Below are 25,623 nucleotides of genomic sequence, written 5' to 3' on the forward strand. Positions count from 1 at the left end.
TATAAGGCCCAGATTCTTTTGAAGAACCTGGGTTTTCATTTTGTAGTAGCCAAGGTTTGGCTATATTAGTACAAACCATTTTTGCAATGCGCCTAGCCCTTAAAAAGTTCACCCTAGTTTTAAAGCATACCTTTAGCATTTCACGTGAATCGCATGACTTTCAAGATACTTTGATCGTTTCATTAAGTGGAAAAAATGAAACGGGGTATGGAGAGGCGACTTCCAATCCGTATTACGGAATTACGATTGAAAGCATGATTTCGGAAATCGAGTCCGTTCGCGATGAAATCGAAGCATTCGACATGGGTTCCCCTAAAGATTTTCACTCCTTTTTGGTCGAAAAGGGATTGAGCAATTTTGCCATCTGCGCACTCGACCTGGCGGCATGGGATCTTTATGGAAAGCTAAAGGGTAAACCCCTCTATGAATTATGGGATACTTCGAACGAAAACTATCCGATTACCAATTACACCATAGGTATCGATTCCATAGAAAAAATGGTGGCCAAGATGCAAGAAACACCATGGCCCATCTACAAGATAAAACTGGGCACCGATGATGATGTGAACATCGTCAAAGAACTACGTAGGCATACCGATGCCGTATTCCGTATCGATGCCAACTGTGCATGGACGGCTAAAGAAACCATTCAAAATGCCCCACAACTTAAGGCCTTGGGCGTTGAATTCTTGGAGCAACCCTTAAAAGCCGATGATTGGGAAGGTATGGAACAGGTTATGCACCGAAGCGTACTTCCGGTGATTGCCGATGAAAGTTGTATCGTCGAGGCCGATGTGGAAAAATGTAGCCTCCATTTTAATGGTATCAATATAAAGTTGACCAAATGTGGAGGCCTTACCCCCGCCCTACGCATGATCCAAAAAGGTAGGGATTTGGGTCTAAAGACCATGGTCGGTTGTATGACAGAATCGACTGTTGGAATTTCCGCGATCGCTCAACTGCTTCCGCAACTGGACTATGTCGATATGGACGGTCCTTTATTGCTTAAAGAAGATATTGCAGATGGCATAATCATTACAAAAGAGGGCGGTTTGGTCTTTCCAAAAATGGGTGGTAGCGGTATAACTATGCGGTCATGATCTATAGAATCGATGGTTTTCCCGGACGCGAAATTATCGTTGATGGCCAAAAACACCTGTATTTTGGCGGAACTTCCTATTTGGGGTTGCAAACCGATCCCCAATTTCAAGAAATCCTGATAAAGAACATTAAAAAATATGGCACGGGCTATGGCGCTTCCCGTAAGTCGAATGTACGCTTTACCATTTTTGAGGAAGTCGAAAACCATTTGGCAAACCTGGCCGGAAGCGAATCTTGCGTTACTATGTCCTCCGGCTATTTGGCAGCACAATTATTGGTCCGTAATTTCAGTTCCCCGGAATACAAGCTTTTTTATGCACCCCATACGCATTCGGCCTTACATTTAGTGGGGTCGAGACCTTACGCAACATACACCGCGTTGAACATTGCGCTGAAGGCCCATTTGGAGGCAAATCGAAAAGCCACACCTGTCGTGCTTCTTGATTCCATTGATTTTTCGGGATGCAATTATCCTGATTTCACTCAACTAAAAGAGCTTCCCCTAAGTCAAGTAATATTGATAATCGACGATTCACATGGTATTGGAATTGTCGGCGACAATGGGGGCGGTGTATTTAATGAACTGGTCAAAGCTGAGGCAAAAGAACTTATCGTATGCGCTTCCCTAGGCAAGGCTTTTGGCGTGCAGGCCGGTGCCGTTTTTGGTAAAAAAGAGAGAATTCGAACACTGATGGAAACCGATTTCTTCGGGGGGGCAAGTCCGGCTACCCCTGCCGGTCTGGCTACCTTACTCGATTCAAAAAATATCCTTGAGGAAAAAAGGATTAAACTGCAGCACAATATCTCCTTCTTTCTGAAACATTTAAAACAGAAAGAAGGCTTCTTTTTTATGAAAGACTATCCCGTTTTTTCCTTTATGGACGAAGATTTGGCGACTTATTTGGAACAACGTTGCATTATTACCACAAACTTCAGCTATCCTTCGGATGGAGATTCAACAAAGAGTAGAATCGTTTTAGGGGCACAACATGATATTGATGACATTCAAGTATTGTTAAGGCAGATAGCCGATTACAAAATCTGAGGTTTTTCAAAACTTTTGAAGTTATGCTGACAATATGTTAATTCTTGGGTATTAAAATTATCATATCGTCATATTTTTTTGTAACTTTTGAATGCTAACGTAGTAATAATCCTAAAGAACACCGCCATGAAAAAAATATCCGCACTAATAGTTCTAATGTTATTATTGATTTCCGCTACTGGTCCCATGGACAAAGATCCAGTTTTGCACCCTTCCATCGAAGGCACTTGGGAACTGGTCAGCTTCTATAATTATACCGACGGCGTAAATGTTTCCGATACCTTGCCGACCACCGATGGCTATCGCCAAATTAAGATGTATTATAATGGTAAGGTTATGTGGACACGATACGTGCCTGACGACTCTGTAGAATGGTTCGGTTATGGTTCTTATGAGGTCGAAGACAATATGCTGACAGAACGTTTGGAATATATGTCGGCCTCAATGCGAAAAATCGCAAATGCAAATATGGAGTGGAAAATGGAACTTGATTTAAAGAACCACAGGTATAGCCAAATATTCGTCGATGAAGAAGGAAATCGGATCAATGCCGAGAATTATAAGCGTATCGACTGAGCCGATTCATGAAGAACAGTACTAAAAAAAGCCCCCGTGATAAACGGGGGCTTTTTTGTAGGTTATAAACCTTTTTCAATTAGGCCATTTCCTCCTTGGCCGTTTCGATGGTGGCCAAATAACGTTCGGCATCCAAGGCCGCCATACAACCGGTTCCCGCCGCGGTAATTGCCTGCCGATATTCTTTGTCCTGTGCGTCACCACTGGCAAATACACCCGGTTTATTGGTTTTCGTCGATTTCCCTTTGGTAATGATATAGCCTACATCGTCCATATCTAACTGACCTTTGAAAATATCGGTATTCGGTTTATGGCCGATTGCTATAAAAAGTCCGGTTATCGCAATATCCTCTTTTTCTCCGGTCTGATTGTTCACCATACGCAGGCCTTCGACCACTTGGTCTCCCAACACCTCATCTACTTCGGTATTGTACCGCACTTCAATATTCTTTAGGCTATTGACACGATGTTGCATGGCTTTCGAAGCGCGCATAAAATCTTTTCGCACCAACATGGTCACCTTATTGCAGATATTCGCAAGGTACGATGCTTCTTCGGCAGCGGTGTCTCCTGCCCCCACGATAGCGACGTCTTGACCCTTGTAGAAAAATCCGTCACAAACCGCACAGGCGGATACCCCTCCGCCCCGCAAGCGTTGCTCACTTGGCAGATTCAGATATTTGGCCGTTGCGCCCGTAGAAATAATAATGGTCTCCGCCTCGATTGCCTTCGAATCATCGACGGTCACTTTATGAATACCCCCAATTTCATCGCTTAACTCGACCGCCGTGACCATTCCTATTCGCACATCGGTACCGAACCTTTCTGCCTGCTGCTGTAACTGCACCATCATGGTGGGGCCATCGATACCTTCGGGATATCCGGGGAAGTTATCAACTTCTGTGGTCGTGGTCAATTGCCCGCCAGGCTCCATTCCGGTATAAACCACAGGTTTTAGGTCTGCCCGTGCAGCATAAATTGCGGCCGTGTACCCTGCAGGCCCTGACCCGATGATCAATGTTTTAATGCGTTCTATGTTCTCTGACATGACTTAAAGTTGCTCTATATAGTTTATACGGACAAAAGTAGGTTTTTTACAAAAAACCTTACTTTAAAGTTATCAAAAGTTATATGGCTCTCAAGAAGACATTCCCCCTCCTCAATTACAGTCAATAACGATTGATAAATATCATATTATAGGTAAAGGCAAAAAAAATTTAGAGGCTCCGCCTGAATATATCGCGAGTTCTTAAATTAATGATTTTTATCATGTCTCATAAGTCTTCAAACCTCATATATTTGCGAATATATTTAGGTTGGGCAAGCTTCTAACCAGGCCTATTATACATTATTGACAATTATTGACTATATTGCTACTTAACTGATATATTGCACGTTATGAATAACATAACACTAAAAACAATAGTCGTCGATGACTCCTCGGTGCAGCGAGAGGCAGTTGTCAAACAAGTTAATGACCATCCTAATCTTCAGTTGATCGGAGAGTTCCATAATGGTATCAATGCAAGAAAGATTGTCATGGAAAACGATACGGATCTCATTTTTCTCGATGTCGAAATGCCTGTTTTGGATGGATTTCAACTTCTCGAATCACTTGACCATCTTCCTCAAATAATAATTATCACGGGTAATCCAAAACATGCCCTTCAGGCATTTGATTATAATGTGACGGACTATCTTTTGAAGCCCATCAACAAAGACCGCTTCAATGAAGCGATCAAGCGAGCTGTCACGAATCATAAGTTCAACCAGAAAATTGCCACTGAGGGTGAATTTATCTATGTGAACAGCAACCTGAAAAAAATAAAGGTCTTTTTAAAGGACATCAACTGGATCGAAGGTTTTGGGGATTATGTCAAAATAATGACGGATACCGAGAATATTCTAGTACTCTCTACAATGAAGAAATTCGTCACCAAATTACCGGAAGACAAGTTTCTACGCACCCATAAATCATACATTGTCAACCTTGAAAAGGTGGATAAATTCAATACCACCATCGTTGAGATAAAAGGGCGTCAATTACCCTTGAGCCGTCATAAAAAGGATCGCCTCGAGGAAGCACTGGTCAATTATTGATTCCCTTTTTGACATTCTTAGCACTACATTCATATTTTGGAAGTTCCACCACTGGGGCTCGCCTCAAACGCCATTAGTTCCCTGCCGAACTCCTTCTTATAGGCATCGATGGCCAGGTCTATGAAATTCTCCGCTTCATCTTTATGTACAATATTAAGCGTGCAGCCGCCAAAACCGCCACCGGTCTGCCTTGCACCTAGTACCGAGGCATTGTTCTTTGCAAAGTCTACGAGAAAGTCCGACTCCTTACAACTCACTTCGTATTCCTTGCTTATGCCATCATGGGCCTCGTACAAAATGGCACCGGCTTTTTCAATATCTCTGTCTTTCAATACTTTCGCCATTTCTAAAACCCTTTGGTTTTCCTTGATTATGAAATGGCATCTTTTATAGACAACAGGGTCTATCTTATCTTCAAAGCGTTCCAACATTTCCATGGAAACATCCCTCAGTGATTTTATTTCAGGATTTTCAGCTTTCAATATGGAAACGCCCTTTTCGCACTCGGCCTTTCTTTTATTGTATTCACTGTTCGCGAGACTATGTGAAACGCCCGTGTTGAGCATAATGATCTTGTAAGGGTCGAGATTGGCCGAAATCAGATCATATTCAAGTGACCTACAGTCTAAAAGAATCATATGGCCCTTTTCGCTCATTACCGAGGCAAACTGGTCCATAATGCCACATTGTGTGCCGACATAGGTGTGCTCTGCGGCTTGTGATAAAGTTACGATATCCATTTTCGACAACTCCAAATCGAAAAGTTCATTTAAACCGAAGGCCATCCCACATTCAAGGGCGGCCGAAGAACTAAGTCCAGATCCCAACGGAAGATCGCTTTCAAGAACACAATCAAAACCCCGAACCTTGTCCGTAAGCTTTGTTATTTCATTCAGAACGCCCAAAACATAATTTTCCCAATCGTTATCGCTCCGGGCGATCGTTGTCAGGAAAAACTCAAAACCTTGGTCAAAATCTTTGCTATAGACACGACATCTGGTATCCGTACCGTTTTTTTGAAACTTTAGCAATATCCTTTTTTCAATAGCCGTGGGCAAAACATATCCCAAATTGTAGTCGGTATGCTCCCCGATCAAGTTGATTCTTCCCGGAGAAACTACGTTGATCGTTGGAACAAAGTCCTTTAAGAAATCCATTTCCATCAGAATTAGTTCTTTTCCGCTTTGACCATATCAACGGAAGCTACGGTTCGAAAACCCAAATGCTCCAAAGAAGAGTCGAGGCTTGTCGCCATTCTTGCCGAAACCCTATAGCTTGCACAATATGATTCGCTACACAGAAAAGAACCACCTTTCATCACCTTTTCCTTCGCATAGCGATCCCGCTCATTAAAGGGTTTCGCAGCTCCTTTGGGGTTTTTGAGCAACTGTTTTTTTGAAGAAACTTCATTGTAATAATTGGTATTGTACCAGTCTCCTGTCCATTCCCAAACATTTCCGGCCATATCGTAAAGTCCAAAATCGTTAGGGGGATAGGATTTTACCGGGGCGCGTCTTTCGAAACCGTCTTGTTGGGTATTCATAACGGGGAATTCGCCTTCCCATGTATTGGCCTGGTTTCCCAATAAATCTTGGTCATCGCCCCAGAAAAAAATCTTGTCCTTCCGATTGCCCCGTGCTGCCAATTCCCATTCGGCCTCGGTAGGAAGTCTCCTTCCTGCCCATTCACAATAGGCCAATGCATCTTCATAGGCGATATGTACCACAGGATGGTTTTCCTTTCCTTTTATCGAGCTGTTGGGGCCCGCCGGATGTTTCCAACTGGCACCGATAGTCCATTGCCACCACTGCGAAAAGTCATAAAGATTTGGTACCGAGCTTTTTGATTTTTTAAAGGTCAAAGAACCGGGTTGCAAAATACTGTCGTGAGGTTTTGGAGTACCTTCGGGAAGTTGTTTTTTCATCTCTTCCCAATCAATCTCCCTTTCGGCTACGGTCAAGTAGCCTGTTTCTTTGACAAATTTTTCGAATTTCGCATTGGTCACTTCGGTCTCATCCATAAAAAACCCATCAACGGCCACCTGAAAAGATGGCTTTTCATGCCCCATGGCCATTTGATCTTGGGCAACGGCCCCCTGATCGAACATTGCACCAGGAATCCACACCATACCCGCCGGAGTATCGACTCCACCGGGAATTGTTTTTATTACGGTGGTATGCGCATTTTCCTCCTGTGGTTCTTTAAGTTCACCTTCTTTTACATTTTCTTTGGCATTTTGCTTAGGATCGCGACATGCAAAGAAAAACAGGGCAATGCTCCAGACAATTACCCAATATTTAGATTGAAAAAAGTGATATTTCATTTGTGAAGTCTAAGATGTAAAGTTATTTTATATCTTCATAATCCAAAGAAAAATCATGAAAATCATACGAAACCACGTGCCATTGCTTCTATTTTCGGTGCTCATATTCGGTAGCTGCAAGCAAACGCCAAAGAATAACGAAGCTCCTGAAATTGTCGATAAAATAGAACCAAAAAGCTATATGTCAGGTATTTATGCTGAAGATTTTAAAACTTCATTGGATGGAAAATCGGTTTCTCTATATCTTTTAAAGAATAAGAACGGTATTGAAGCTTCATTGACGAATTTCGGGCAACACTTGGTTTCGTTAATGGTTCCTGACAAGAACGGCAACTACGTTGATATTGTCTTGGGTTTTCCTACCCTTGAGGGCTATCAAAAGCCAAGTGGCAAGTTTTATGGATCTGTAATCGGTAGATACGGTAACCGAATTGCCAAGGGCCAGTTCGAACTTGACGGAGAAACCTATTCCTTGGCCCGCAACAATGGTGAGAATCATTTGCATGGCGGTGACAAGGGTTTTGATTCCGTCGTTTGGGAGGTGGACTCGGTCGCTCAAAATTATATTGCATTCAGTCGAATCTCACCTGACATGGAAGAAGGGTATCCTGGTAATCTTGATGTCAAGGTCGCCTATTTGCTAACCGATGACGATGCGCTTAAAATCGATTACTTCGCCGCGACCGATAAAAAAACACATGTAAACCTGACCAACCATTCCTTCTTTAATCTTAAGGGTGTGGGCAAGGGAAATGTACATGGCCATATTCTCAAGGTCAATGCAGATCATATCAATGCGGTGGACGAAGGATTGATCCCAACGGGAGCGCCAATGGCGGTCGAAAATACTCCGTTTGATTTCAGGTCTCCCAAACCTATCGGACAAGATATTGACAAAGACCATCCACAACTTAAAATCGCCAATGGTATCGATCACAATTTTATTCTGAACGAGACGCCAAAAAATGAGGATGGCCTAATCTTCGCTGCCAGCGTAAAAGAACCCGAGAGTGGCCGTTTAATGGAAGTTTTCACAAGTGAGCCCGGGGTTCAGGTCTATACGAGCAATTTCTCGGACGGAACGACCATAGGAAAAAACAATGAACCCTTTATATTCAGAGGTGCCCTATGTTTGGAAACCCAACATTTTCCCGATTCACCGAACCAAAAAGAATTTCCGAGTACCGTTCTTGAACCTGGCCAAGAGTATAGATCGACCACGGTATATAAATTTACAATAGCGGAATAATACTATTCGTCAAAACCTAGTAAACCATTTTCGATAGCAGGAATTCGAAAACGTTCTTCTTCGGCATCGCTATGTTGGGCCGCGAAAATTGCAACCGCTTTTTCGATAATTTCAGGATGGGACACGGCCAGATTCGTTGTCTCCGTAGGGTCGTTCTTTAGATCGTACAGTTCTAAAGTAGGATTTTCGTCGTCGTTCTTCAGGTTCTGTCTTACTACCTTCCAATCGCCCATTCTAATGGCAACTTGCCCCCCGTATTCGGGAAACTCCCAATACATGAAATCGTGCCCTTGTTGATTTTCTTTTGAAAGCAATGTAGGAAGCAAACTAATGCCATCGGTATCTTCGGGCCTCGCATATCCGGTCACCTCACCAAAAGTGGCCAACATATCGTAGTGGGCAGAAACATGGTCGCTCTTGCTACCCGGTTTGATATGACCGGGCCATGAAGCGATCATTGGTACCCGAATACCGCCCTCATAAACAAATCCCTTTCCTCTACCATAATTTCCATCGAAAGGTTTTGCGCTTTCAAAGAATTCGGGATCCGCGCCACCCGCATAGCTCGGGCCATTGTCGGAAGTAAAAACTATCAAGGTGTTCTCATAGATACCCTTGTCCTTAAGTTGTTGTACCAACTTACCAATATTCTCATCGAGATATGAGACCATCGCCGCATATCCCGCCCTTGGATTCTTATGCGGAAAATAGCCTCGTTCACCCAAATATGGTTCTTCTTCCCCAAACTTTTCAACATAATGATCCACCCATCTTTGCGGAGCTTGAATAGCGACATGTGGTATCGGGGTCGCCCAATATAAAAAGAAAGGTTTGTCACTATTCGCCTCAACAAATAAGGTCAATTCTTTGAACATCAAATCGGGCGAATAATCGGCTAAATTGTATGCCGAGTAGCTGTTCGGATCATTGGGGTCGGCACCCTTGGGCAATTTGGTATTCGGCGGTACCGTATCGTTCGCTAGATGTACCCGGTTTCGGTTCTTGTAAAGATGTAAGGGGTAATAGGTATGTGCCTGACGCTGACAATTGTAGCCATAGAAAAAATCAAAACCCATATCGTTGGGTACCGCTTTCGTATGCGGAGCTCCAAGCCCCCATTTCCCCACAATTGCGGTCGTATAGCCAACTTCTTGCAACCGATGGCCGAGGGTGATGGTATTTTCAGGTATCGGTTTTTGGCCTTCAAGCGTAGAATCTTTTGCCATACTGACGTAATCCCAGACATTGCCACGTTCGCGCCACTCGTGATTGCCCCTGATATAGGCATGCCCGGCATGTTTGCCCGTCAAGAACATATATCGTGCTGGGGCACAGACGGGGGCACTGGTATAGTGCTGTGTAAACAACATTCCTTCTTGGGCCAAAGCATCGATATTGGGTGTCTCGATTTTTTCTTGACCGTAAGCCCCGATCTCGGCATAGCCCAAATCGTCCGCAAGGATATAAATAATATTGGGCTTTTGCGTTTCTTCGGCAACATTTTGGTTTTCGGTTTTATCTTTGCAAGACAAAATGAACATCCCCACCAAAAGCAGGGATGTTATTGATAAGGGTAACTTCATATGTTTATCTTTCGATTCTATAGCACAACCGTTTTGCCCGGAGTCGGAATTTCGTACCAACCATCCGCATTGGGTTGTACGGGCGCTTGTGAATCCCACGTAAGGTTATCGGGTACCAAGGCCAGATTTGATTTCATCGCCTCATCCCAAGTAATGACCTTGCCCGAATAGGTGGCCATTCTTCCCAATATCGCCGTCATGGTGCTTTTGGCGCCATACTCTCCATTGGAAATCACACCGCCATTGCGAATCGATTCAAACAATTTGATATGCTCGACTTGATACGGATTCGGATCATCTTTTCCACGATGTTCGAAAACAACATTTCCGCTCCAATCCTTTAAAGTGGCATTGTCACCTTCGGTCGATACGGTTCCCTTGGTACCTTGGAAAAATTCGGAAACCCTACTCATGGTCTCCGGCTGATGACGACATTGGCTGGCGATCACCGCACCGCTCGGATAGGTAAATTCCACAAAATGATGATCGAATATTTCACCATGATCCTTGCCGGTACGTACTTGACGACCTCCCATACCCTGTGCAGATACCGGATACTCCCCGATGAACCAGTTGGCCACGTCGATATTGTGAATGTGCTGTTCTAAAATATGATCCCCGCACAACCAATTGAAATAATACCAGTTGCGCATTTGATATTCCAACTCTGTCTGCCCAGATTGACGCTCGCGCACCCATACCCCGGCACTGTTCCAGTAGACCTGGCCCGAGACTATCTTTCCGATGGCGTCTTTCTTCAACTGATCTATGGCGGCAAGATAATTGTCTTGATAATGTCTTTGCAGACCAACGACTACGTTAAGTTTATTGGCTTTGGCCTTTTCGGCCGCTGCCAAGACTTTGCGTACGCCAGGTACATCTGTGGCCACCGGCTTTTCCATGAAGACATGCTTGCCATTGTTGATGGCGTATTCAAAATGCTGCGGCCTGAACCCAGGCGGGGTAGCCAATATGACGACATCGGCCAAATCCATCGCTTTTTGTGCAGCATCGAAACCTACGAACTGATGCTCGGTCTTTACATTTATCTTTCCCTTGCCGAGATCACCCATCTCTTTGGAAATATTGGCAAGGCTTCCTTTCAAGCGGTCTTCGAAGGCATCGGCCATAGCGACCAATTCAACATTTCCATCTGCCCGAAGGGCCTGTACCGCGGCCCCGGTGCCTCTTCCGCCACATCCGACCAAAGCGATCTTCAGTTTCTTTTCATTGAAAACATTGTACATCGCATTCATTTTGAACGATGGTAGCATTGCTGCTCCCGAAAGTAGAGCCGTCTGCTTTACAAATGTTCTTCTCGATTTGCCCGAACCCGAATTACGGTCCGCTCGTTTTTCATTTTTCATTATTTCGTATTTATTTGAATTTAAGTTATCTAAGCTGGTATTAACTGTTCTGTGAATATAAGGATAATATCATATTTGTTCTAGGTTTCACTTGATTTTAATACAAACGGCATACGATAAAATCTTTATTCTTATAGCGATAATGTGCTAAAGGAGACCATTATGTACAATACGATCAAAATAACGAAGGCAGAAGCAATAATATCCCAAATGTTGTAACTTGATTTATTAGTGGCTTTTTGTTCGGCGCTGGCCGTGCCGAAAGTCAGCCCGGCAAGTTGTGTCTGCGTTGGTGCGGGATAGAACATACTGACCAAAACGGCCATTGCAACGCAAATAGCAAAAAAATAGGCTCCAAAGACCAGCCAATTGATATTCGCGATATTGAACAGGAAACTTCCCTCAGAGAAACTGGATTTTAGAATTTCAAGGGTCAATTTTGAGAATCCTATAATGAACCCTCCCACCAATGTGGCAATGGCACCATTGGCATTTATCCTCCTGTAAAAAATACCCAAAAGAAATACAGCGGCGATCGGTGGTGAAATATAAGCCTGAACGTTCTGCAGATACTCATAAAGACCATCGGATAAACGGGAGATTATCGGAATCCACAATAACCCCAACCCTACAACGAAAAAAGTAGCGATCCTTCCCGTTCTTACCAATTGTTCCTCGGGTTTATCGGGCCTCAATTTCTTGTATATATCCAATGTGAACAATGTCGAACATGAGTTAAAAACAGAGGCCAACGAACTCATCAAGGCGGCCAAAAGTCCGGCGGCCACCAATCCCCTCAAACCTGAAGGCAACAGATTGCTCATCAAAACCGGAAAAGCCTCATCAGGACTGTTCCAATCCAATTTTCCTTGCATTTTGAGTCCTAGTGCAATAATTCCGGGAACCAGAAAAAGAAATACCGGCATCAATTTCAACAAGGCCCCAAAAATACTTCCACGTCTTCCTTCCTTGATATTTTTTGCGGTCAATACCCGCTGTACGATGACCTGGTCGGTACACCAGTACCAAATACCTACAATAGTACTCGTAATAAATAAAGGCAGCCAAGGATAGTCGGGATCCGAATTAGGACGCCACATATTAAAATAGTCGGAACCAATGGTCTCTTTCAATTCGCCCCATCCCCCAACGGCATCCAAGCCGATAAATGTCAATACTCCGGCTCCCAGCACCAAAATAATGGCCTGAATGGTCTCCGTATAGACAACGGCACGCATACCTCCCAGAACGGTGTAAAGCCCGGTAAGGACGACGGTCGCTACCGCGCCGATCCAAAACGGAATACCCAATAAGGCCGAGACCACTACCCCGCCGGCATATATGGTTACCGAAACCTTGGTCAGGATATAGGCGATCAAAGAAACTACCGAAAGTACCCATCTGGATCGGGCATCGAACCGTTTTTCCAGAAATTCCGGCATCGTAAAAACCCCACTTCTCGCATAAAACGGAAGGAAAACCCAACCTAACATAAGCACGATCCAGGCGTGGAGTTCATAGATCAACAAGGGCATCTTGTCACCTGCGCCATTTCCGGCCAGGCCAACGACATGTTCCGATCCAATATTGGAAGCGAATATCGATGCCCCGACCATGAACCAGCCAATGTTTCTTCCGGCCAGAAAATAGTCCTCGGTATTCTTTTGTTTTTGCATGATGACCCACCATGCCACACCTAGTAGAATCAAAAAATACCCAACGATTACTACCCAATCTATTGTATCAAGTCCTTTCATAATGACAGTTGGTTGTTAAATGATAAACGGTACATGGACAATAGATTATCTACTTTTCGAAATCCCCAATGCCAGTCCTCGAATCTCGGCCAATCCCTTCAATCGTCCTATCGCGGTGTAACCGGCATATGCGTTTTTTGTGTCAAGGTCGTTCAATATTTGATGGCCATGGTCCGGCCGCATTGGTATTTCAACACCCCTAACATCTTCAATTTCAAGAATGGCTTTTACAATCGCATACATGTCGGACGAACCATCTAAATGGTTGTCTTCATAAAAACTGCCATCATGCTCACGTCTTACATTTCTGAGATGTAGAAAGTGAATGCGATCTGAGAACTTTCGAATCATCGCAGGTAAATTATTTTCAGGATTTGCCCCTAAAGAGCCTGTACAGAAAGTGATTCCATTAGAAGGACTATCGACAAAATTTACCAAGTCATCAAGGTCGGCCTCCGATTTAATAATTCTCGGCAACCCCATAATATCGAATGGCGGATCATCAGGATGGATGGCCATCTTGATTCCATTTTCCTCGGCAACGGGAATCACCTCGTTCAAAAAATAGGAAAGGTTCGACTTGAGATCGTCATGGGTAATACCCGCATAGGCAGCGATCATTTTCTTAAAAACGGGAATGGTCAAGTCGTCGACCGTACCAGGAAGTCCCATTAAGACATTGTCTTGAAGTTCTTGCTTTTCTCCATTGGTCATCTTCGAAAAACGGTTCATGGCGCTTTGCAATACCTCGTCCGTATAATCGTTTTCCGCTCCCTTCCGTTTTAAGATATAGCGTTCAAAAATTGCCATATCGACCTTATCGAACCGCAAGGCGGTACCCCCGTTTCTAAGCGGCCAATGAAGTTGGGTCCGCGTCCAATCCAGAACGGGCATGAAGTTGTAGCACACGTTCTTTACACCGCACGAGGCAACATTCTCGAGACTCTTTTTATAGTTATCGATCCGTTGCAGGTAATCGCCCGTTCGCAGCTTTATGTTCTCGTGAATAGGGATGCTTTCGATAAAGGCCCAGTCGAGCCCGGCCCCCATTATTTCATTTTTGACCTTTTGAATCTCATCGATCTGCCAAACCTCGCCGTTCGGCACATGATGCAGAGCCGTTACCACCCCACTGGCCCCTGTTTGTCCGACATAACTTAAACTGACCGGATCTGTCGCACCAAACCATCTAAATGTTTCTATCATTTTATATTTATTAGGGATTCTAGGTCATATTGTTTAGAATCGATATCACCGCCCCTTAAAGCACACTAGAATACAAAATTGTTAGTTTAGCCCCAAATTTTTACTTCATAATCAAATAGATGTAAAACTTTGTTATATTCATACCTCAACTGAATATTTATAATTCTCTTGTTCAAAGCGGATTTTTAAAATTCCTGCCGGTGGCAGGCAGATTTAATAGAGAACGAAGTGGTCATCCGAATGGCTATCGAGATTCCAATTTCATAATTTAGGATTATTATCAATTGACCAATTAAAATTTAAACACGTGAAAAAACATTGTCTTGCCCTAGATCTAAAAAACGACCCCGAATTGATAGAAAAATATGATGAATACCATAGAAATGTATGGCCTGAAGTACTGGACAGTCTGCGGGATTCTGGAATCGTACATATGGAAATCTACCGCATTGCCAATCGTTTGGTAATGCTGATCGAGGTTGAAGATTGGTTTTCTTTCGATAAAAAAGCGAAAATGGACGCCGATAATAAAAAAGTGCAGGAATGGGAAACCTTGATGTGGAATTATCAACAGGCCCTGCCCGTTGCCCAACCGGGAGAAAAATGGTTGCCGTTGAAAAAAGTTTTTGATTTTAAAGCTTAAGATGACATTTGATTGTCGGCCGACAAAGCAACTAAGCAAAATCAATTAAGCATGATCATAAATACGCAACTCGAACCTGGGCATCTCTCTGAAAAAATCAACAATCTATGGTCATATTCCAGTGCCAAGATCAAGAATGTGACCACTTCGCTAAAAGGATCCGTCGGTTCTCCTGTGGTGACCGTAAACGGAAAATATGAACCAAGAAGTTGGACCGACTGGACGCAGGGTTTTCAATTCGGATCCGAACTTTTTCAATTTGAGGCTACTGACGATACTTACTTTCTAAATCTTGCCATCGGGAATATAAAAACCAAAATGACCTCGCATGTAAGCCATTTTGGGGTTCATGATCATGGGTTCAATAATCTGAGCACTTACGGAAACTTGTTGCGATTAATGAACGAAGGTAAGATTACCCAGGACATAGGACTAAAAGAATTTTGCGTTCTTGCATTGAAGCTTTCGGCTTCCGTGCAGGCACAACGGTGGACAACAATCCCCGAAGGTGGTTTTATCTATTCCTTTAACGGGCCGCATTCGCTGTTCGTTGACACCATCCGTACCATTAGAATTTTGGTTGCCGGGCATTTGCTCGAACATCATTCTTCAGGTGAAAACGATATTAAGATCAATTTGCTGAAAAGGGCATATCAACATGCCCTGGCAACGGCCAAGTATTCTATTTATTATGGTGAGGGCCGCGACATTTACGATGTTTGGGGGCGTACAGCGCATGAAGCCATTTTTAACACCAATGACGGAAACTTTCGGTCACCGTCCACACAGCAGGGCTATAGCGGGTTTTCGACGTGGACCCGCGGACTGAGCTGGGCCATGTTGGGCTTTGCCGAGCAATTGGAATTCTTGCAAAGTCAAGGGAACTTACCTGAACTTGACGAACTTGGAGGAAAAACATATCTGGAAGAAATCTTTCTCAAGGCTGCAAAGGCCACATGCGATTTTTATATCGATAATACGGCAAATGATGGTATACCCTATTGGGATACGGGCGCTCCCGGATTGGGCGACCTGCCCGATTGGAAAGAAAAAAAGTCCGATCCGTTCAATGAACATGAACCCATTGACAGTTCGGCGGCCGCTATTGGCGCACAAGGCCTGTTACGTTTGGGAAATTATCTAAGAAACAAGAAATCTTCCGAAGCTGAAAAATATTGGTCGGCAGGATTGACAGTGGCCGACACTTTGTTCGATGAACCCTATCTGAGTTCCGATTTGGATCATCAAGGATTGATTCTGCACAGCATCTATCATCGGCCCAATGGTTGGGACCATATTCCTGAAAACAGCAAAATTCCATATGGGGAGGCTTGCATGTGGGGCGATTACCATGCCCGCGAACTGGCCCATTATTTGAACGTTCTCATCAAAGGCGAATCGTATTACACCTTTTTTAAAGGCATAAATTCTTAGTATGGCCAAGTCAAAACCGAGATTTACAAGAGTCGCCCAATTGAAGTCCGCCGAGGATTTTTTGGCCCATCTTGAAGAGATCAAGGCCAAGATGCCTTTTAGGCAGAATTTAGACCTCGAAAGGTCATTGGCCCTTGGCCGACCCTTTACCATGAAATCGGGTCAAACCATCGGCAATCGATTCTGTATTCTCCCAATGGAAGGATGGGATGGCACGCATGATGGACTTCCGACAGATCTAACAAAAAGAAGATGGCACAATTTTGCCATTAGTGGTGCCAAACTGTTGTGGGGCTGTGAGGCCGTCGCCGTACGCCACGAAGGGCGGGCAAACCCGAACCAATTGTTGATCAACGAAAAAAATCTAGGAGCCTTCAAGGATCTATATGCGAACCTAGTTTCGGATCATGAAGAAAAGTTCGGCACATCTTCAGATTTGTTGATAGGCCTTCAATTGACCCATTCAGGTCGTTTTGCCATACCTGACCCCGACAGGGTAAGAAAACCAAAAACGATTTATAAGCATTCCATACTTGACAAAAAATTCAATTTGACGGAGAGTCATGAAGTGATGACCGATGCCGAAATCGATGAACTGGTGAAGGATTTTGTATCGGCCGCAGGTCTTGCCAAAGAAGCCGGCTTTCAGTTTGTAGACATTAAACACTGCCACGGGTATCTGGGCCATGAGTTTCTAAGTGCCAAGAACAGACCAGGAAAATATGGCGGTTCCCTTGAGAATAGAATGCGTTTCCTGACTTCAATTGTGGAAGGTATTCGCGCGACCAGTAATATTCCTGTTGCTGTGCGATTGAGTGCTTTTGATTTTATTCCATATACAAAAGACGATTCGAACATTGGCATTCCAGAAGCGACCGATCAAGCTTATAAAGAAGCTTTTGGAGGCGATCCTACAGGTACCGGTATCAATCTGACCGAAGTTTTCGAAATGCTGGGCCGATTCGAGCAACTGGGCATTGAATTGGTTTGCATTACCGCTGGAAGTCCGTATTATGTTCCCCATATTCAACGGCCGGCCATCTTTCCACCCTCCGACGGTTATTTACCTCCCGAAGATCCGCTTGTGGGCGTTGCACGGCAAATCCGTATCAGCAATGAAATCAAAAAGAAGTTTCCTAATTTGGCAATCGTTGGGTCGGCCTATTCGTACCTTCAGGAATGGCTCCCCCATGTGGCCGAAGGGGTAATCGAGGAAAATGCTGCCGATTTTGTCGGTTTGGGAAGAATGGTATTGAGTTATCCGAATATGCCGGAAGATATTTTAAATGGCAAAACATTGGTTCGGGGCAGTATTTGCAGGACTTTTTCAGACTGTACGACCGCACCTAGAATCGGAATGATCTCGGGCTGTTTTCCGTTGGATTCCTATTACAAAAAAATGCCGGAAGCGACCGAGTTAAAGCAATTCAAGAAGAACGCCGACCTATGAAAAAAAACGTTTTGATTACCGGAGGTTCCCGCGGAATCGGTCTGGGCATCGCCAAAGAATTGGCCAAACTCGGATGTAATTTGGCAATCAACGGTATGCGCGACAAATCGGAGATAAATGAAGTTCTCGAAGAACTCAAAACAATGGGAGCGGAAACAATCTATTGCCAGGGCAACGTTTCGTCTAGATTAGATCGTGACAAAATCGTGAAAACCGTTACCGAGCGGTTTGGGGCCATCAATGTGCTTGTCAACAATGCCGGAGTCGCCCCGAAAGAACGCATGGATCTTTTGAAGACCAAGGAAGAGAGCTATGATCGAGTGATGGACATTAATCTAAAAGGTGCATTTTTCCTTACCCAACAGGTGGCCAATCTCATGGTTTCAAGCAAAATGGAAAATGCGGATTTCGAAGGACATATTATTAACATATCGTCGGTAAGCGCGGTGACCGCTTCAGTAGAAAGAGGGGAATACTGTATTTCGAAAGCAGGTATGGGAATGATGACCAAATTGTTCGCCACGCGCTTGGGCGAACATGATATTCCCGTTTACGAAATCCGGCCGGGGTTAATAAAAACCGATATGACTTCCGCGGTACTTGAAAAATATCAAAAACTGATTGCCAAAGGGCTCACCGTCGAACCTAGAATGGGCTTGCCCGAAGATATCGGAAAGGTCGTCTCGGCCTTGGTTCAAGGTCAAATGCCCTACGCGACCGGTCAAGTAATCAATGTGGATGGCGGATTGTCGATTCCCCGATTATAAAATGCTTATGAAAACAAAACGAACCCGATTATTGAGAATTTTGGATGTGCTCGCGATGCTTTTAGTAATTGCGACCTTCAGTCCGATGGTGATACCACAAAATGAGTCCGGCCCCTATGTTTTGGGAATACCCTACACCATGTGGATGGGTTTCTTGGTCAGCGTTCTCTTCGTAGTTCTCGCCTATTTGGTTTCAATGGTCAATAAAGAAGATCGACATGCTGACTAAATTCATTATCGCCGGCATAGCCTATCTGATTATTTTGGTTTTCTTGCTCCGGCTCACGCGCGTAAAGGAAAAAACGACTTCGAACTATTTATTGGGTGGCGGCAACATCGGTTTTGTAATCGGGTTGTTCACAACGGCGGCTACCTTGTTCAGTGCGTTTACCGTGGTAGGCATGCCTGATTTTTTTAGAACGCACGGCGTGGGTGCATGGATTTTTCTTGCGGTATCGGATGCCATAATGGTCTATGGATTGATCCGGATCGGGGAATTGTTAAGAAGAAAGGCCCGTAAACTTGAGTTCAAGGGAATGTCGGGTTTGATGGCGAATACCTACAACAGTAAATTGGCAGGATATGTGGCTTTCGGGGGAGCAGTGGTTTTCTTGATTCCGTATATCGCGGTACAGATCAGTGGCATTTCCATTTTCTTGAATGCAGCCTTTCCGGAAGCCATTCCCGTTTGGGGGTGGAGTTCAATCATTGTGGCCATCATGATTCTATACAGTGAGACCGGTGGATTACGGGCCATTATGTACAACGATACCTTACAGGGGATCCTACTTTTCATCATGATATGGATTATCGGATGGAATTGTATCGACCACTTTGGAAGTATTGAATCGATGTTCGAGAAAGTAAAAATGGTGAACAATGAATTATTATCGGTTCCCGGACCTAAAGGACTTTTCACGCCTCAATTTTTGATCGTTTCGGCCATTGCCATTATTTGCCTTCCCTTTACCCAACCTCAGATTTCGACCCGGGTGGTCATCATGAAAAGTAGTTCGGCATTGCGAAAAATGGCGATCGGCTTGGGCATCGTTGCCATTCTGATCATTCTTCCGACATTGTTTATGGGTATGTACGGGGCCGTTTTATATCCCGAAGAGTCCACCCAGGATTTTGTCGGACACGTACTCCTATATGATCAGGCTTCAAGTATTGCCGCTTTCGGACTGGTAGGGTTGATTGCCGCAGCTATCTCCACTTCCGATTCTCAAATATTCGCCCTGGGTTCCGAATTGCGGTCCTTGCTTTCTATGGATGATATTAAAGCCGTATCGATTACCCGTGTCTTCATTTTTGTATTTGCCTTGCTCGCCTTGATATTTTCAATAATCAGTACCGAACATTTGGTTTTATTGGCCCGAACAAGCTTTACCGGTACCGCCATGATGGCTCCTATGATTTTGGTCGGAATTTTGAGCGCGAAGAAACTTTCGTCTTTAATGCCTGTGGTGACCTTGATGGCATTGCTATTGTTTATTTTGGCCAAAATGGGAAGTATTCCATCAAAAATAGGAAGTTTCGAAATCGAAATACTTCTGTTTTTTGGCCTTGGCCTTTCAGCACTAATCGAAGTGGCCCTATTGTGCAAAAATGACAAAGCCTAATAAATCAAAGTGAGTTCGACTTAAAATTTGAAGTATGTCTCCTCGAGCGCAGTCGAGAGGTAGATTAAATCCATGATGTAAAATGAGGTCTCGACTGCGCTCGACCAGACATAGACATGAAATATAGATTATTGAAAAAGCCACATTAAATTTCAGCCTATTTTATTCCATCGGATGCTCCTCTAACAATTCCGTAGGCGAATAAAATCCTTCCTTGTCCTTAACGGCTTCACGAACCTCTTTCACTTTTTCGGGTGTGATCGGATCCGCTTTATTGCCAAAGGTATTGCGTACAAAAGTCAGTACCGCGGCAACTTCTTCATCGTTCAGCATTCCCCCAAAAGGGGTCATCGGCACTTGACCGGGATAAGTTTTGCCCCCTAATTGCAATGGTCCCATCAAACCTTTCAAGGTCAATTTTATCAAACGTTCTTCGTTGCCTGTCACCCATTCCTGTCCGGCCAACGGCGGAAATTGAGAGGCGCTCAATCCTTGTCCATCAGGTTGGTGGCAGGTAACACAGAAACCTTCGCGATTATAGATTTCCTCACCCTTGACGAACAATTCTTTGGCCGCACCCTCTAAATCAGTCTTGGTTCCACCCTCGGGATCATCTCCAACGTTATGATCGTTCAAATGGGCCAAGGCAGCCTCATACGGCTTTTGCATCCAATCATCCAGGGGAAGTTTTCCCGCCGCTTCCACAATCGGAATCCCTACTTCTTTATCCAACCAAGAAGCGGCCACAAAGGCTTCCAATCGCACACGGGGATTTTCGTCTTGTACAGCGGCCATCAACAAATCTGCCTGATCCGAGATTTGATGCCCGGCATATCGCAATACTTTCACGGCGGCCGAGCGTGCCCGAAAGTCCTTGGCATCAAGGTTTTGGACCAAAAGATCCCTATCGACTTTGTTCAATCCCCAAGTTACCCAAAGGGCTTCCAGTAGATGGTGCTCAAATCTTGGGTCGCTTTTATCCAAATTTGCGGCCCAGGCCTTTGTCTTTTCCAATACCTGTTCGGCATCCCTTGCCCGTAGTTCCCTTCTTGTACGATAACGCGTTCGATATTCGGGAAGTTTTAAATTGTCCAATAATTCCTCGATACTGGCATCCACGATTTTGGCCGGTTCGACCAATGGTCGGGATGGGTACGTCAATCGATAAACCCTTCCATGTACATGATCGCGCAGTGGGTCACGGGCATTGTGTTGCATGTGGCCGACCAACACATTGTGCCAATCGACGAAATAAAGCGAGCCATCAGGGGCAAACTCCATGTCGACGGGCCTAAAATTGGTATCGTCGGAAACAATGAGGTCTGTTCTATGTTTACTGGTATAACTCGAGGAATTCGGGTCATCGACCATCGTATGCTGTTTGGTACCCAAGAAGCCTATGGTATTGTTTATCAAAATATCGCCCTGAACATTATCGGGAAAATGTCGGCTATGTACAAACTCCAATCCCGAGGTCGGCCTCACGCGATGTGCTTCTTCGATCAGGTTTTTCGGTAGCGGATTGGCCTGCCCGTAGCGCGATTTTATCGTTCCCGGCATCATCCAGGTCATATCAGGACCCGAAGTGTGTGCAAAGAAGGGTTGCCCCCATTCGTCAAAAGCGATTCCCCAAGGGTTCGGAATCGATAATTGCGCCGTGCGTTCCAAATAATGCCGTTGCGGGCTATACCGGTAAAAACCGCCATTGGTAGCCCTTACCGGGCCATAAGCCGTTTCGACATTGGTATGTAGAAAAACACCTTCGCCCATATACATCGCTCCAGAAGGATCGGCGGCATAGGCACTAATGCCATGGTGCGTATCGTGATCATCGAATCCGCTTAAAATGATTTCCTTTATATCGGCATGGTCATCGCCATCGGTATCCTTTAGCAAGACCAAATTGGTGCCCTGGGTGACGTAAACACCTTCAGGGGCGAATTCAAAGCCCAACGGCAAATGGAGCCCTCGTGCAAAAATGGTCTGCTTATCGGCCTTTCCGTCATTATCGGTATCCTCCAAGATCAACAACTTATCATCAGGCTTGCTGTCCCCCGGTTTGTAATGGGGATAACTTGGCATCGTGGCGATCCATAACCTTCCCTTATTGTCAAAGGACATCTGCACGGGATTCGCCAAATCGGGAAACTCTTTTTCAGAAGCGAACAGTTCCAATTTGTAACCCTCGGCCACCTTCAATTTGTTCAGTGCGTCTTCGCCATACAAATATTCCGGATTTCCGGCACCGTTGACATCTTTGTAATTTGTTTCCACGGGGAGGAGTTTTTTGGTCATGGCATCCATTGCCGCCAAATCGGTCGGTTTTCCTTGGGCGGTATTCCAGATCAGGGTATCACGATTGGCCGTCATTTCGTTGACCTTCACTTTCTCATCAGGATAGTTGTCTGGGCCAAAAGGATCATAGCGCCTTCCCCAGGCATGCACCCCGTTCGGTAATTTTATCTCATTGTGCCAAAACCAATTTTTATCCATCACGGCAGCATGCACAGATTCACGTTTTTCATCTGCAATCTTTCCATTTTTACCAAAAATGCTATCGGCCAATAGTCGGGAAAGTTTTTGATAGCCTAGATCATTCAGTTGAAATCCGTCAGCGGTCATTGGTGCATTTTCTGAGTCGTACCATTTTTTGCTCGGGCCATAGGCATCCACAAAAACTACGCTGTCCTTAGCGGCCACTTCCCGCATGGCATCGGTATACAGCTTAAGATTTTTGTTTTCCTCGATTCCATTGGGCAAATCCATTTCTGCAGAGCGGTCTTCAAAAGCGGTCGGGGAAACCAATACCAATCTTGGGGCCGATTCACCATTGTATCTTTGTTTTTTGGTATGCTCGATGAAAGCATGTAGTTCGTCTTTAAAGTTTTGCAATCCGGCCTCTCCATAAAACGATTCGCTATAACCGAAAAAACCGATAATAATGTCGGCACCCAAATTGGTCAGCCATTCATCTTCCGAAGGAAAAAAACCAATGCTCCCCGATTTATTGGCATGGGCACCCTGATGAAACTTTTCGGCCCCGGGAAATGCCCATGGTAAATTTCTTGAGGAATGTGGTCGAAATCCGGGAGTGTTGCCCCCATCAGCCATGTTTCTAATAAATAGGGTGCTATCGGGATAGCGCAGGTGCATTTCGGTCTCAAAATATCCATAATCCATCATTCGGGAGGCTAAATTATTTCCGATAAGAACGATGTGGTCGTTCTTACCGACCTCAATCGCACCTTTCTGTTTTTGCGAACAGGCAATGCCCAACAGTACGATTAAAACTGATGATCCGATAATCCTTTTAAAACTCTGTACCATATTTTGCTTAGATTGGATATTATAATGTAACATGTATTCCTTTATTGACCGAAAGCTCACAAGCCTCGATAATTCGCTGGCAGGTAATCGCATCTTGCAAGCTTGATAACGGTGGTTCAGACTCCCTTAATATTTTGTCGACAAAATGGGTCGCCGTATTCTTGATCGATTCAGGATAGCATTGATAGGTCTGCGAATGTGCCCCGTTGCGATCGTTGATCACGAAATCGCGATAACTATATCGGGTGCTACCTTTCGTACCGATTACCTTGATGATACATGTCCATGGGTCTCCGGCATGGTCATCGTTGGCAAAACTGGCGCAGAGGTGGCTCAAGGTGCCGTTTTGCATTTGAACATTGGCCATGGCCACATTCTCTTGGGGGGCAATGGTATCATCGACCGTATTCATAAAACAAGAAACCTTTCTCGGTGCACCTGCCAGATAGAGCATCGTATAGCTGTGATGGGTCAGTATCTGACGAATGACCCCGGGATACCGCGCCCGGATCTCATCGGCATGGTGGATGTTGTACATCATGTAGAACTGCACCACATCGCCCAGTTTACCACTTTCGATCATTTGCTTGGCACGCATGATGCCCGGTTCGTAAATGTAATTATGTACGGGCATGCATTTGACACCAGCTTTTTCAACGGCCATTTGCATTTTTTTCAATTCGGCGATATTGGAAGCCGCCGGTTTTTCCACTAAAATATGTTTTCCGGCTTCCGCTGCCCGAACGGTATATTCGCAATGGGTTTCCATATTGGTCAACACGAAAACCGCATCAATCTTTGGATCTGACAAAAGTGCCTCGACCGAACCATAGACCTTACAGCCAAATACAGAAGCCCTGGCTTGCGCCTTTTCCGGCGTACGATTCCATAACCCGATAAGTTCTGCCCCTGGCAATCGGTTTATAGCCTCGGCATGTAGATTGGCAATGTCGCCCGCTCCTATAAATCCGATTCCATAGGTCTTCATGAACTAGCTTTTGAATATTCTAAAATTCCATTTTTCGCCATGGTCTTGAACGCGACCAACGATTTGCGTACACCTTCTGAAATAGCCGTCAAGGGAAGGTTATCAAAAGTACTATCTATTTTGTCATGGCTCAGATCGGAAACGAACAAATTCGGAGGAGCCCCTTCGGTTATCGAAAGTTCGGCAAAGTCGCCCATTCCCAATTCCGTGGCCTGTTGTTTGGCTATTTCCAAAAAATCTTCAATCGCAATGGTCTTTCCTTTGATGTTAAATGCCCCGAACCCTTCATACGGTTGTAAGGTACACTGAGCAAAATGACTGCCAACATCTTCCACAAAATGGTAGTTTTCACGACCTTGATACGGCATGGCAAAAGGTGATATCTCATTGGCTACCGCTCCCATCGCTATGGCCTTCAATGCATTGGTCGGGGCCGATGTCTTACCTTTGTCCCTTCCTTTTCCATAGGTCGTGTTTATACGAAGACAAACTGTCGGTACCTTGGTATTGTCGTGAAAAAGTCGGGCCAAATGTTCCCCGGCCAACTTCCAGATACCGTAATGGTTAGGGGGAGCCAATTGTGCATCTTCTTTAATACCGGGCTCGGAATACATAGACCGCATACCGTAGACCGCGGCAGAACTGGCAAATACGAAACGCTTCAGATTCGGAAGCTTTTCTGCGGCATCGAAAAGTGCCATCGTACCGCCCGTATTGATCTGCATACCACCGATATGGTCGTTGGAACAATCCGGACTCTGATACGCACCCAAGTGGATGATATGTGTCGGATCTATCTTGTGAAGGGTCTCTTCAATGGCCTTATAATCGGAAACATCGAGTTTTATAAACTCCAGTCGCGGATCTAAATTTTCGCCCAACCATAGTTTTAACGGCTGGGTGTTATTGGATCGGGTCGCGACCACAATTTTGTCGACCGACGACGACTGCAATAATTTATAAATAGTTACGGAGCCGATGCATCCGGTACCTCCCGTAATAAAGATTTTTTGCATGTTTTTATAGATGTTAGACTTTAGGTTTGAGATTTTAGATTTGGGACTTTGAACGTATTATCTCAAGCC

Annotated in this window: 21 protein-coding genes; 11 read left to right on the plus strand and 10 right to left on the minus strand. The window is 44.7% G+C overall.

Going from position 1 to position 25,623, the window contains the following annotated elements:
* The first annotated feature begins 86 nt into the window (after positions 1-86).
* The 3 genes from ACEZ3G_RS12885 (at position 87) to ACEZ3G_RS12895 (ending at position 2,722) form a co-directional block, all read left to right on the plus strand.
* Positions 87-1,100, plus strand: a complete 1,014-nt coding sequence (locus ACEZ3G_RS12885; protein WP_432425903.1) for a dipeptide epimerase — start codon at positions 87-89, stop codon at positions 1,098-1,100.
* Positions 1,097-2,146 carry an aminotransferase class I/II-fold pyridoxal phosphate-dependent enzyme gene (locus tag ACEZ3G_RS12890; protein WP_432425904.1) on the plus strand — a complete coding sequence of 350 codons (1,050 nt, stop codon included), beginning with the start codon at positions 1,097-1,099 and terminating at the stop codon, positions 2,144-2,146. Before ACEZ3G_RS12885 ends, ACEZ3G_RS12890 begins: the two co-directional genes overlap by 4 nt.
* A gap of 126 nt (positions 2,147-2,272) precedes the next feature.
* Entirely contained in the window at positions 2,273-2,722 is a 450-nt protein-coding gene (locus ACEZ3G_RS12895) for a hypothetical protein (RefSeq protein ID WP_432425905.1), read from the plus strand.
* Between the two features lie 79 nt (positions 2,723-2,801).
* Here the strand turns inward: ACEZ3G_RS12895 and trxB are convergent, their stop codons facing one another.
* Positions 2,802-3,770 carry a thioredoxin-disulfide reductase gene (gene trxB / locus ACEZ3G_RS12900; RefSeq protein WP_432425906.1) on the minus strand — a complete coding sequence of 323 codons (969 nt, stop codon included), beginning with the start codon at positions 3,768-3,770 and terminating at the stop codon, positions 2,802-2,804.
* A 359-nt stretch (positions 3,771-4,129) separates the two neighbouring features.
* Between trxB and ACEZ3G_RS12905 the strand changes: the two genes are divergently transcribed.
* Positions 4,130-4,822 (plus strand): LytR/AlgR family response regulator transcription factor, encoded by a 693-nt coding sequence (locus ACEZ3G_RS12905; protein ID WP_432426073.1) that lies wholly within the window; start codon positions 4,130-4,132, stop codon positions 4,820-4,822.
* Positions 4,823-4,851: 29 nt separating this feature from the next.
* Here ACEZ3G_RS12905 and galK read toward each other — a convergent pair whose 3' ends face one another.
* On the minus strand, positions 4,852-5,979 hold the full coding sequence (galK, locus tag ACEZ3G_RS12910) for a galactokinase (RefSeq protein ID WP_432425907.1): 1,128 nt from the start codon (positions 5,977-5,979) through the stop codon (positions 4,852-4,854).
* 11 nt (positions 5,980-5,990) lie between these two features.
* Positions 5,991-7,145 carry a formylglycine-generating enzyme family protein gene (locus ACEZ3G_RS12915; protein ID WP_432425908.1) on the minus strand — a complete coding sequence of 385 codons (1,155 nt, stop codon included), beginning with the start codon at positions 7,143-7,145 and terminating at the stop codon, positions 5,991-5,993.
* 55 nt (positions 7,146-7,200) lie between these two features.
* Between ACEZ3G_RS12915 and ACEZ3G_RS12920 the strand changes: the two genes are divergently transcribed.
* A complete protein-coding gene (locus ACEZ3G_RS12920) occupies positions 7,201-8,394 on the plus strand; it encodes an aldose epimerase family protein (RefSeq protein WP_432425909.1) in 1,194 nt (397 codons plus the stop codon).
* 2 nt (positions 8,395-8,396) lie between these two features.
* Here ACEZ3G_RS12920 and ACEZ3G_RS12925 read toward each other — a convergent pair whose 3' ends face one another.
* The 4 genes from ACEZ3G_RS12925 to uxuA all read right to left on the minus strand — a co-directional run bounded on the left by ACEZ3G_RS12925 (position 8,397) and on the right by uxuA (position 14,307).
* On the minus strand, positions 8,397-9,977 hold the full coding sequence (locus tag ACEZ3G_RS12925; protein ID WP_432425910.1) for an arylsulfatase: 1,581 nt from the start codon (positions 9,975-9,977) through the stop codon (positions 8,397-8,399).
* A gap of 17 nt (positions 9,978-9,994) precedes the next feature.
* A complete protein-coding gene (locus ACEZ3G_RS12930; RefSeq protein WP_432425911.1) occupies positions 9,995-11,344 on the minus strand; it encodes a Gfo/Idh/MocA family protein in 1,350 nt (449 codons plus the stop codon).
* A 131-nt stretch (positions 11,345-11,475) separates the two neighbouring features.
* A complete protein-coding gene (locus ACEZ3G_RS12935; RefSeq protein ID WP_432425912.1) occupies positions 11,476-13,101 on the minus strand; it encodes a sodium:solute symporter in 1,626 nt (541 codons plus the stop codon).
* 45 nt (positions 13,102-13,146) lie between these two features.
* Positions 13,147-14,307, minus strand: a complete 1,161-nt coding sequence (gene uxuA / locus ACEZ3G_RS12940; protein ID WP_432425913.1) for a mannonate dehydratase — start codon at positions 14,305-14,307, stop codon at positions 13,147-13,149.
* A 307-nt stretch (positions 14,308-14,614) separates the two neighbouring features.
* Here uxuA and ACEZ3G_RS12945 point away from each other — a divergent pair, with 307 nt between their 5' ends.
* From ACEZ3G_RS12945 to ACEZ3G_RS12970, 6 genes are read left to right on the plus strand one after another with little or no spacing between them, the layout of a single operon-like run.
* A complete protein-coding gene (locus ACEZ3G_RS12945; protein ID WP_432425914.1) occupies positions 14,615-14,950 on the plus strand; it encodes an L-rhamnose mutarotase in 336 nt (111 codons plus the stop codon).
* Positions 14,951-15,001: 51 nt separating this feature from the next.
* A complete protein-coding gene (locus ACEZ3G_RS12950) occupies positions 15,002-16,384 on the plus strand; it encodes a hypothetical protein (protein WP_432425915.1) in 1,383 nt (460 codons plus the stop codon).
* Position 16,385: 1 nt separating this feature from the next.
* Positions 16,386-17,834, plus strand: coding sequence for an oxidoreductase (locus ACEZ3G_RS12955; RefSeq protein WP_432425916.1), 1,449 nt, complete (start codon positions 16,386-16,388; stop codon positions 17,832-17,834).
* Entirely contained in the window at positions 17,831-18,601 is a 771-nt protein-coding gene (locus tag ACEZ3G_RS12960) for a 3-ketoacyl-ACP reductase (protein ID WP_432425917.1), read from the plus strand. The genes ACEZ3G_RS12955 and ACEZ3G_RS12960 overlap by 4 nt, the downstream gene beginning before the upstream one ends.
* A 7-nt stretch (positions 18,602-18,608) precedes the next feature.
* A complete protein-coding gene (locus tag ACEZ3G_RS12965; protein WP_432425918.1) occupies positions 18,609-18,830 on the plus strand; it encodes a hypothetical protein in 222 nt (73 codons plus the stop codon).
* On the plus strand, positions 18,820-20,223 hold the full coding sequence (locus ACEZ3G_RS12970; RefSeq protein ID WP_432425919.1) for a sodium:solute symporter family protein: 1,404 nt from the start codon (positions 18,820-18,822) through the stop codon (positions 20,221-20,223). The genes ACEZ3G_RS12965 and ACEZ3G_RS12970 overlap by 11 nt, the downstream gene beginning before the upstream one ends.
* 162 nt (positions 20,224-20,385) lie before the next feature.
* Here ACEZ3G_RS12970 and ACEZ3G_RS12975 read toward each other — a convergent pair whose 3' ends face one another.
* From ACEZ3G_RS12975 to ACEZ3G_RS12985, 3 genes are all read right to left on the minus strand, one after another.
* Positions 20,386-23,406: a PVC-type heme-binding CxxCH protein gene (locus ACEZ3G_RS12975; protein WP_432426074.1), complete on the minus strand. Its 3,021-nt coding sequence runs from the start codon at positions 23,404-23,406 to the stop codon at positions 20,386-20,388.
* 163 nt (positions 23,407-23,569) lie between these two features.
* Positions 23,570-24,538: a Gfo/Idh/MocA family protein gene (locus ACEZ3G_RS12980; protein ID WP_432425920.1), complete on the minus strand. Its 969-nt coding sequence runs from the start codon at positions 24,536-24,538 to the stop codon at positions 23,570-23,572.
* Positions 24,535-25,554, minus strand: a complete 1,020-nt coding sequence (locus ACEZ3G_RS12985; RefSeq protein WP_432425921.1) for an NAD-dependent epimerase/dehydratase family protein — start codon at positions 25,552-25,554, stop codon at positions 24,535-24,537. The genes ACEZ3G_RS12980 and ACEZ3G_RS12985 overlap by 4 nt, the downstream gene beginning before the upstream one ends.
* Positions 25,555-25,623: the final 69 nt, after the last annotated feature.

It is taken from the genome of Meishania litoralis, from assembly GCF_042611095.1.
Taxonomy (GTDB): Bacteria; Bacteroidota; Bacteroidia; order Flavobacteriales; family Flavobacteriaceae; genus Meishania; species Meishania litoralis.